The organism is Methylocucumis oryzae, from assembly GCF_000963695.1.
In the GTDB taxonomy this organism is placed as follows: domain Bacteria; phylum Pseudomonadota; class Gammaproteobacteria; order Methylococcales; family Methylomonadaceae; genus Methylovulum; species Methylovulum oryzae.
The window spans coordinates 20,309-28,550 of sequence record NZ_LAJX01000045.1; the positions used below are offsets into that span (position 1 = coordinate 20,309).

13 protein-coding genes are annotated in these 8,242 nt (G+C 44.9%); 9 read left to right on the plus strand and 4 right to left on the minus strand.

What is annotated here, in order from left to right:
- The first annotated feature begins 23 nt into the window (after positions 1 to 23).
- The 9 genes from VZ94_RS05270 to VZ94_RS26815 all read left to right on the plus strand — a co-directional run bounded on the left by VZ94_RS05270 (position 24) and on the right by VZ94_RS26815 (position 4,805).
- On the plus strand, positions 24 to 371 hold the full coding sequence (locus VZ94_RS05270; protein WP_045778437.1) for a phenylpyruvate tautomerase MIF-related protein: 348 nt from the start codon (positions 24 to 26) through the stop codon (positions 369 to 371).
- A 12-nt stretch (positions 372 to 383) separates the two neighbouring features.
- Positions 384 to 1,310 carry a carbohydrate kinase family protein gene (locus tag VZ94_RS05275; protein ID WP_045778438.1) on the plus strand — a complete coding sequence of 309 codons (927 nt, stop codon included), beginning with the start codon at positions 384 to 386 and terminating at the stop codon, positions 1,308 to 1,310.
- A gap of 46 nt (positions 1,311 to 1,356) precedes the next feature.
- Positions 1,357 to 1,599: an acyl carrier protein gene (locus tag VZ94_RS05280; RefSeq protein WP_045778439.1), complete on the plus strand. Its 243-nt coding sequence runs from the start codon at positions 1,357 to 1,359 to the stop codon at positions 1,597 to 1,599.
- A complete protein-coding gene (locus VZ94_RS05285) occupies positions 1,583 to 2,482 on the plus strand; it encodes a beta-ketoacyl synthase N-terminal-like domain-containing protein (protein WP_239649654.1) in 900 nt (299 codons plus the stop codon). Before VZ94_RS05280 ends, VZ94_RS05285 begins: the two co-directional genes overlap by 17 nt.
- Positions 2,421 to 2,813 carry a beta-ketoacyl-[acyl-carrier-protein] synthase family protein gene (locus tag VZ94_RS28070; RefSeq protein ID WP_239649655.1) on the plus strand — a complete coding sequence of 131 codons (393 nt, stop codon included), beginning with the start codon at positions 2,421 to 2,423 and terminating at the stop codon, positions 2,811 to 2,813. The genes VZ94_RS05285 and VZ94_RS28070 overlap by 62 nt, the downstream gene beginning before the upstream one ends.
- Before the next feature lie 6 nt (positions 2,814 to 2,819).
- Positions 2,820 to 2,942: an LPS translocon maturation chaperone LptM gene (gene lptM, locus VZ94_RS30240; RefSeq protein WP_275575139.1), complete on the plus strand. Its 123-nt coding sequence runs from the start codon at positions 2,820 to 2,822 to the stop codon at positions 2,940 to 2,942.
- A gap of 6 nt (positions 2,943 to 2,948) precedes the next feature.
- Entirely contained in the window at positions 2,949 to 4,196 is a 1,248-nt protein-coding gene (lysA, locus tag VZ94_RS05290) for a diaminopimelate decarboxylase (protein ID WP_045778440.1), read from the plus strand.
- A gap of 82 nt (positions 4,197 to 4,278) precedes the next feature.
- Positions 4,279 to 4,632: a PepSY domain-containing protein gene (locus tag VZ94_RS05295; RefSeq protein WP_204369054.1), complete on the plus strand. Its 354-nt coding sequence runs from the start codon at positions 4,279 to 4,281 to the stop codon at positions 4,630 to 4,632.
- Positions 4,633 to 4,640: 8 nt separating this feature from the next.
- Positions 4,641 to 4,805 (plus strand): PepSY domain-containing protein, encoded by a 165-nt coding sequence (locus VZ94_RS26815; protein WP_204369055.1) that lies wholly within the window; start codon positions 4,641 to 4,643, stop codon positions 4,803 to 4,805.
- A gap of 5 nt (positions 4,806 to 4,810) precedes the next feature.
- Here the strand turns inward: VZ94_RS26815 and VZ94_RS05300 are convergent, their stop codons facing one another.
- From VZ94_RS05300 to VZ94_RS05315, 4 genes are all read right to left on the minus strand, one after another.
- Entirely contained in the window at positions 4,811 to 6,322 is a 1,512-nt protein-coding gene (locus VZ94_RS05300) for a GTPase family protein (RefSeq protein WP_045778441.1), read from the minus strand.
- The gene (locus VZ94_RS05305) at positions 6,319 to 7,710 is read right to left on the minus strand and encodes a YcjF family protein (RefSeq protein WP_239649656.1); all 1,392 of its coding nucleotides are present in this window, start codon (positions 7,708 to 7,710) and stop codon (positions 6,319 to 6,321) included. The genes VZ94_RS05300 and VZ94_RS05305 overlap by 4 nt, the downstream gene beginning before the upstream one ends.
- Positions 7,711 to 7,719: 9 nt before the next feature.
- A complete protein-coding gene (locus VZ94_RS05310; protein ID WP_045778443.1) occupies positions 7,720 to 7,920 on the minus strand; it encodes a hypothetical protein in 201 nt (66 codons plus the stop codon).
- A partial coding sequence (locus VZ94_RS05315) for a PIN domain-containing protein (RefSeq protein ID WP_045778449.1) occupies positions 7,917 to 8,242 on the minus strand: 326 nt, incomplete at its 5' end. The genes VZ94_RS05310 and VZ94_RS05315, both read right to left, overlap by 4 nt.

Here is an 8,242-nt window from a genome sequence, read left to right on the forward strand (position 1 = left end):
ACAAACCCAGAGGAGAAGCCCTTATGCCCTATTTGCAAGTGAATACCAATCAATCTATTACCCATGAGTTAAGTCAGCAATTGCTACAAGAACTGTCTGCCGTCGTGGTAAAGACAACCGGTAAGCCTGAGCGCTATGTCATGGTTCAGCTTAATGGCGGCCAAACAATGTGTTTTGCTGGTTCAACTGCGCCTTTAGCGTATTTAGAATGTAAGAGTATAGGCTTAAGTCCAATGCAGGCTAAAACCTTGTCGGCGGCATTATCCGAGGTCTTAATGACTCAACTAGGCCTGAATGCGGACAGGATTTATATAGAGTTTAGCAACTGTCCGGGCGAATATTGGGGTTGGAATAAATCAACGTTTGCCTAAAGAGTTCTGAATATGAAACCGTTAGGCGAAGTACCGGTTAATCTGACGACGGATGTCGTTTGTATTGGCCATGCTAGTTATGACTTAATTTTTTCTGTTAATTATCATCCTGCTGCTGATGAAAAAACTACCGCGCAGCATTTTTTAGCTTGTGGCGGCGGCCCTGCGGCTAATGCGGCCGTTGTTATTGCGCGTTTAGGTTTTAATGCGGCATTTTCCGGTTACTTAGGCCAAGATTTATACGGCGCTAGCCATGTACAAGAGTTGGCCGATGAAGGTGTCAATATGGCATTGCTGGTGCGAGGTGCAATGCCAACGCCGGTGTCGGTGGTTTGGGTTAAACCAGATGGACAACGTGCGTTGGTTAATTATAAAGGTGACACGGTGACATTAGCCGAAACGGAAGTGGATTACAGTAATATCTCGGCCAAAGCGGTGTTATTTGACGGTCATGAACCCCATTTAGCGCTAAAATTCTTGCAACAACAACCTCAGATTCCTTCAATATTAGATGCCGGGTCTGTACATGCTGGCACGTTGGCATTAATCGATAAAAGCCAGTATTTAGTGTGCTCAGAAAAATTCGCTGTGCAATATGCTGGTGATGTATCGGCAGCGTTGACACGCTTAGCGGGGCTTGCGCCGGTTGTCGTTATCACATTAGGCGAGCAAGGTTTGATTTGGCAACGCGGGGCAGAAAAAGGCTGGTTAAATGCTCCAACGATTAATGCCGTTGACAGTACCGGTGCTGGCGATGCGTTTCATGGGGCATTTGCGGCCGGTGTCGCACAGCAGTTAGCGTGGCAGGATTTATTAGTGTATGCCAGTGTAGCGGGTGCGTATTGTTGTACTCAAACCGGCGCTAGACCAGGTATGCCTAATCAGCAACAACATAGCGCGTTAGCTAAGACGTTTTGCGCGCATTGGCTAGCAGGCTGATATACTGAGCGCTCTGTTTAATCCTTAATAGAGACGGATGCTATCAATGACCCAACAAGATATTTTTGAGTTAATCGTTGCTAATACGCGTGAAATTATGCCTGGCTTAGACCAGCACAGCTTTAAGCCCGAAGATCGCTTGGCCGATTTAGGCGCAAATTCTATTGACCGCGCCGATATTGTCATGATGACACTAGAGGCCTTATCCTTACGCATTCCTTTAGTTGAATTGGCTAATGCTAGAAATATCGGGGAATTAAGCGCACTGCTACATGCGAAATGCGCTTAAGTCCACGATGATTATTTCCGGGCTTGGTGTCGTCTCGGCTATAGGGCAAGGACAAGCTGCGTTTACTGAGGCGTTGCTGGCAGGGCGTTCTAAGTTTGGCATGATGCAACGACCAGGACGGCAATTCACTGAGGCCGGTCAACAAAGTCAATTTATCGGGGCTGAACTTGCGGAATTGCCGGTTTTGCCCAATATGCCGCGCAATCTTTCATTATCGGCCCACGCCGCTTTAGTTGCTGTCCATGAAGCCTGGCAAGATGCTAGTCTGGCCGGTGTTGAGCCAGAACGTATAGGTTTAATTGTTGGCGGTTCTAATTTTCAGCAACGCGAATTAACGTTGTTACACGATAACTATCAGGCGCGAACGGCATTTATTAAACCGGGTTATGCGATGACGTTTATGGATACCGATGTGTGTGCGCTGTTAAGCGATTATTTCGGTATTAAAGGCTTGGCGTGTACGGTGGGCGGTGCTTCGGCCAGTGGCCAATTGGCGCTTATACAGGCTTTAGCACTGGTTGCCGTTAAGCAAGTGGATGTAGCGATTGCGGTCGGTGCGTTAATGGATTTATCGTATTGGGAATGTCAAAGTTTCTCAAGCTTAGGTGCGATGGGTTCTAAGCGTTTTGCTTCCGAGCCGTTATTGGCTTGTAGACCTTGCGATGCACAACGCGATGGGTTTATTTTTGGCGAGGCCTGTGCTGCCGTGGTTGTGGAACGTGCCGATACACTCTCCCGTTTACAGGTAATGCCTTATGCTCAAGTATCGGCTAGCTCGGTGCTTATGGATGCGAGTCGTACTACCCAGCCTAATTTAGCGGGTGAGATTAAAGTCGTGCAAAAACGTCTTAGCACAAGCCGGGTTAACAGCTGCGCAGATTGATTATGTTAAACCTCATGCATCAGGTTCGGTTTTAGGTGATGCTACCGAAATCGATGCGTTAACGGCGCTAGGTTTACAACATGCGTATATTAATACGGCAAAATCCGTGTTTGGACATGGGCTAAGCGCAGCCGGACTCATAGAAGTAGTTGCCGCATTAGTGCAAATGCGTACGGGCAGCTTGCATCCTAGCTTAAATTTAGCGCATCCTATTAGCCCCGATTTTAATTGGGTACAAAACACCGTTATTCGCCACGACATTCAAAACGCGCTGTGCTTAAGCTTAGGTTTTGGTGGTATCAATACGGCGTTATGTCTTAAACGATGGTAACTAACGATGAAAAAAACACTTTTAATCATATTGCTGGGATTAAACCTATTGCTGTCAGCCTGCGGTCATCCTGGTCCACTTTATCTACCGGAGCATTCTGCACCGGCGACAACCCCTGAGAAAAAATAATACAACATGGACGCTTTTACTTATCAAGCCAATAAACTGTATGTCGAAAATATTGCGGTAGAAACGTTAGTCGAGCGCTACGGCAGCCCTTGTTATATCTACTCTAAAACGGCGTTGATGCAACGCTTTCAAGCCTTTGATCAAGCGTTTGGCGCTAGGCCGCATTTAATTTGTTATGCGGTGAAAGCCAACTCGAATTTAGCTTTATTAAATGTCTTAGCCCAATTAGGCTCAGGTTTTGATATTGTGTCATTGGGTGAGCTTAAACGCGTGTTAGCCGCAGGTGGGCAAGCGAATAAAACCGTATTTTCCGGTGTAGGCAAGCGTGCCGATGAGATTCGTAGTGCGTTAGAGTTGGGCATTAAATGTTTTAATGTCGAAGTCAGTGCTGAGTTAGATAGGATTAACCATATTGCTGGTGAGCTTGGTGTGATTGCACCGGTATCGTTTCGGGTCAATCCTGATGTTGATGCTAAAACGCATCCTTATATTTCAACCGGTTTAAAAGAAAACAAATTTGGCATTGAGATTCATCAAGCGCTACTTGAATACCAACGTGCTGCCGCTATGCCTAATATTAAAATTGTCGGTATTGATTGCCATATAGGCTCGCAACTTACTGATATTGCGCCCTTCTTAGCGGCATTGGAGAAATTATTAGCTTTAGTTGAGCAATTAAGCGCAGTGGGCATTGACTTAGAGCATATCGATTTAGGCGGTGGCTTGGGTATTTGCTATAACCAAGAGCAAGCGCCTGAACCAGCCGAGTATATCCAAGCGTTATTAAGCCGGTTGGCAAACTCAAACTATACAGTCTTGCTAGAGCCAGGTCGTGCTATTGTCGGCAATGCGGGAATTTTGGTAACACGCGTGGAATACTTAAAGCCTACTGAGCATAAAAATTTTGCCATTGTCGATGCCGCGATGAACGATTTAATTCGTCCGTCGTTATACAGCGCGTGGCAAAACATAATACCGGTGGACAAAACGGGGGCAGGGGATGAAAGGGTTTGGGATATTGTTGGCCCTGTCTGTGAAACCGGCGATTTTCTCGGTAAAAATAGAACGCTAGCACTTAAACCAGGCGATTTATTAGCTATTTGCTCAGCTGGTGCTTACGGTTTTAGTATGAGTTCGCAATACAATTCCAGGCCGCGTGTTGCAGAAATTATGGTGCAAGACGATAAAGTGCAATTAATCAGAGCGAGAGAAACCATAGAGCAATTATGGTTAGGCGAGCAGTTAATGGTTTAGCGGTTATCGTTAGCTAGCATGGACAAATGCTAGTTAAGCCATCATACTGACAACGCAATCCAACCCGTTATAGGAGTTTACAATGAAAAATAAACACGCTTATTTAATTTCATGTTCAGCCGTATGTTTATTGGCAATGGGCAATGTTTACGCACAATATCCAAAAACTGAGCATTCTATAGAACAGTGTTTACATGCTGCGCTCGCTGAGAAAAACGGTGGCGTGGTCAAAGTTGAATTAAAGATAGAAAACAACATCCCAGTGTATGAATTCGATATTGAAACAGCCGATAGTAAGGCATGGGATATAGAATGCAATACGCAAACAGGGAAAATCACTGAGATAGAGCAAGAAGTTGGCAGCGCTGATGACGCGTTATTTAAAGCAAAATTAAAAGTAACTGAGCAAGACGCGAAAAAAAATTGCATTAGCTAAATATCCAGGTGGAAGTGGTAGAAGTTGAATACGAAATCGAACCTGATGGTAAAGCATCTTACGAGTTTGATATTAAGACTAAAGATGGCAAAGAAATGAAAGTCGAAGTCGATGCCACGTCTGGTGAGATTGTCGAGGCGAATAGCGAGCTGTACCAAGTCGGTAAGGAATAACCGCTTTAGCTGAAAATACGCCCAGCGTTGCGCATTTGTTTAAATAATTGTTGCCAATAGCTATAACTTTGCTGCTGACGCAAACAGCGCAAATAACGCACACGTTGGGCTTGGTCTAAGCGTGCTTGAATGACCGGTATTAAGCCTTCCTCAATATTATAAGGCGGTAAATCCGCCTTAAGACAAACTGGTACGACGTCAGTTAATGCCAGTTTTAAATCCTCCGCAATAGCGGTACAGGCTAAGCGAATAGTGTGTGCTTTGATTGAATCGGGTGATTCAAGGTTATAAGGTGGTTGCCATTCACGCATAGGGCGTAATTGGTCGATATGGGTGGCCACCGCTAAGATGACAGGTAATGCGCGATTTACTTGTTGAGTTTGATAGTGATTGCGGATGGTTTGTAATAACTCAGCATCGTGCTGGCGCGTAGCCTGTGCCGCATTACAAACCAGCAAAATCAAATCTACATTTTCCGAGGCTTTTTGTAGTGCTGCCAATGGCTTATCGGACAAGTGGTCAACCCCCGCGCTATCTAAAATAATTGCTTGCTCAAGGCCTTGTCTTCTCAACACAAAAGGATTAATACCTGTTGTTGTCGGCAATAAATCAACAGCGCTGGTTAATTCGCCAAATAACGCATTAAGCAAGCTCGATTTACCGCTGCTGACTTGGCCTAATAGCAGAATTCTAAACGGCTCTATGCTTGGGTTATCTTCAAAGGTCTCTATATCGGCTCGTGACTGAGAGGTTAACTGCTCTATAGGCGAAATATCTTCTAAGGTTAACTGGCCGCTATACAATTGAATCGCATACAGACCTAGCTTATCGATATAGGCATTCACTAAGCGTTTAGCGACTTCTTGTTTCACGACCTCAAGCCCTTTGCCTAGCAACACACTACGCGCTTTGGCTAAGGCTGCGCCAGGCCAGTTAAACAGCCAGCTACCCACATCAAAAAACGAACGCACGGTATTAATCGAATTCAGCGTTTGTTTAGCCCGCAATAAATCGCCAAGCGTAATCGCATGGCTGCCCGGAATATTATCCAAAACCTCGCGCTGTAAATCCTCGCATACTAGCGTGATGAGTTTTAACAAATAAGGCAAAGGAAATTCTAGTAGTGGAAAACGCGAATGCGCGTAAAACTGTCGCGCGACAGTCACTAACACGTCGTTGCTTAACGTTAATAACAAACTAGGTTTAGCGAATAATTGCGCGTCTTGTTGCCAACGGCTGCGCACGCTTTCTAGGGCTTGCCAGGCGAGTTGCTCGCGCTCAATGTCATTGACTGAGCTAGGTGTGGCTAGGGACTCTGTGTTTAGGCGTTGTTGTGCGTGTTTATGCCAAAGCAATAACGCATAAGCCAGCGCAAAATGGGCAGAGACAATACTCATGCCATAAAGTAGCCAGCCTTTTAGCCATAACCAATAAACGCCTAAGCCTATTAAGGCCAGAAAAGGCAAGATTAAAATAATAGCAATCGCGATGCTAAGACGCGTGAAAGGTATCATCATGGAGTCTGCCGTTGTTTTAACACCTGATAGGCTTCCTGCATGGCGTGTTGATAAGCCTGTTTTATTGCGGCCTGCTCAGGTAATGCACCGCGTTTAACACTCTGTAAATAAACGCAAAATGCTCGGCATAACGCATACGTCATCGCACCAGAATACACGCCTGCTATTGACCAGCCATAACCAGGTACAAATTTCACTAATTCTCTGCCTAATAAGCCCAAAACAACGCCAGAGCCTAGTAAAGTTGCAAACTCTGAATACAAGCGCTTGGTTAAGCTTAAGCCATAAATCGATGCAATGCTATGAAACGCCTTGGCTTGTACCGATAAAACTAAAGGTAAACCGGCTATGGGTATTGCGCCTAAGCCAATATTTACTAAGGAAAAACTTAAAATATGCGGTTGCGCTTGACGGGCATGAAAATCTAATAAGGCATCGTAATGAGCGCTATTGCGTAATAAGCTTAACAATGTGTTAGGCAAACAGCGTTCCAACGTATCCCAAAACTCATCTAAACCATAATAGACTGGCTGGAAACCGTCTTCAGGCAGCGTAAAATCTAATGCGACAAAATGTACCGGTAGGCCATCAAACCAAGCACGCTGATGCCATAACGCGCGCGCCAAATCATGCGGTACGCTTTCGGGAAACGGTGTTATTTGATAAGGGTAAGGTTGTATATGTTGCGCATCGGGTTGTAGATACGCTTCATGCAACGCTGATTGTACGACGATGATTGGCCAGTCCTTATGCTCAGCATGAATCGTTTTTACAGCTTTTACTACGTCAAACTGCGCCATATCTAAGACGCGCATGACCACGATTAACACATGGGCTTGCTCTGCGCACCAGGCCAAATCTTCACTAGGTTCATACGCTTTTTCACCCAAACCTCGTGTATCTAAAAAGCGGATTAATGGATGGCTAGCTGACGGAAAATCATAAAAGCGCGAGCTTTGCGTACACGCTTGAAAGCCATTGCCAATTTCAGCTGCGTTATTGCCGGTTAAGGCCCGAATAATAGACGTTTTGCCAGACTGTGCTTTACCGAGTAACCAAAAAATAGGTACAGGCAAGCTTTGCTTAATGGTTTGGATTTTAGCCTCTAGCCCTTCCGGCTTAGGCTTGAATAACGCATTGCTGAACTTTTGCCAGGACCAGATTGCCGGTATTTTCATAGGGTAAGCGCTTAGGTTTGGAAGACTAAGCCATATTTTAACCTGAGTTGCTAGTAAGGCTAGATTTACCTTCGGTGAAGCGGGTTCGCGGAGGTGGTAATGCTCGTAGTGTTGCCATAGAAAACCGCCGGATGCGGAAAATCGCACGTCCGGTGGTGTGGGAGGGATAACGGGCGCAATCCCGTTATCTCCACCCAATCGGGTTTTCAATACTCAGAGTTATTGCTCATTCATCTCAGCCAAAATCGCATCCACAGAATACTCCTTCTGCCACTGTTGCCTATCTTCGGTGTAATTACCATAACCTTGACTAAACTGCTGCATAAAACGAATAAAATCCGTTGCCCCCAAACTTTGATACAGCACCTCAAAACCTAATTTTTGCACTTCCTGCTCTGTTTTATAAACTACCTCACTCATACCAACACCTCATTTAGCCAAATTAACGGACTGAAAACCTTTATTTTCAAAATTTCAATTGTTGCCGTTTTTTTCAAAAACTTATCATCCACTGTCAAAAATACATCCGCATTACTTTCCGCACAAGCCAAATGTAACGCATCAAAAGCCTGAATGCCTATTTGCTCAAATGCCTTTGCCCTTGCCGCAATAGACGGGTTTATCTGAACTACTTCACTCGCTAATGACTCCATTAACCGCAACTCCTTTTTCTTAAATTCATCTGTCAACTTTGAAATTTCAAAAAACTGCAAAATTTTACTGCTGATTAGAATAAGTTTTT

Coding starts and splice junctions, on each gene's coding strand:
- VZ94_RS05270 (WP_045778437.1), top strand. CDS start 24: ATGCCCTATTTGCAAGTGAATACCAATCAATCTATTACCCATGAGTTA.
- VZ94_RS05275 (WP_045778438.1), top strand. CDS start 384: ATGAAACCGTTAGGCGAAGTACCGGTTAATCTGACGACGGATGTCGTT.
- VZ94_RS05280 (WP_045778439.1), top strand. CDS start 1,357: ATGACCCAACAAGATATTTTTGAGTTAATCGTTGCTAATACGCGTGAA.
- VZ94_RS05285 (WP_239649654.1), top strand. CDS start 1,583: ATGCGAAATGCGCTTAAGTCCACGATGATTATTTCCGGGCTTGGTGTC.
- lptM (WP_275575139.1), top strand. CDS start 2,820: ATGAAAAAAACACTTTTAATCATATTGCTGGGATTAAACCTATTGCTG.
- lysA (WP_045778440.1), top strand. CDS start 2,949: ATGGACGCTTTTACTTATCAAGCCAATAAACTGTATGTCGAAAATATT.
- VZ94_RS05295 (WP_204369054.1), top strand. CDS start 4,279: ATGAAAAATAAACACGCTTATTTAATTTCATGTTCAGCCGTATGTTTA.
- VZ94_RS05300 (WP_045778441.1), bottom strand. CDS start 6,322: ATGATGATACCTTTCACGCGTCTTAGCATCGCGATTGCTATTATTTTA.
- VZ94_RS05310 (WP_045778443.1), bottom strand. CDS start 7,920: ATGAGTGAGGTAGTTTATAAAACAGAGCAGGAAGTGCAAAAATTAGGT.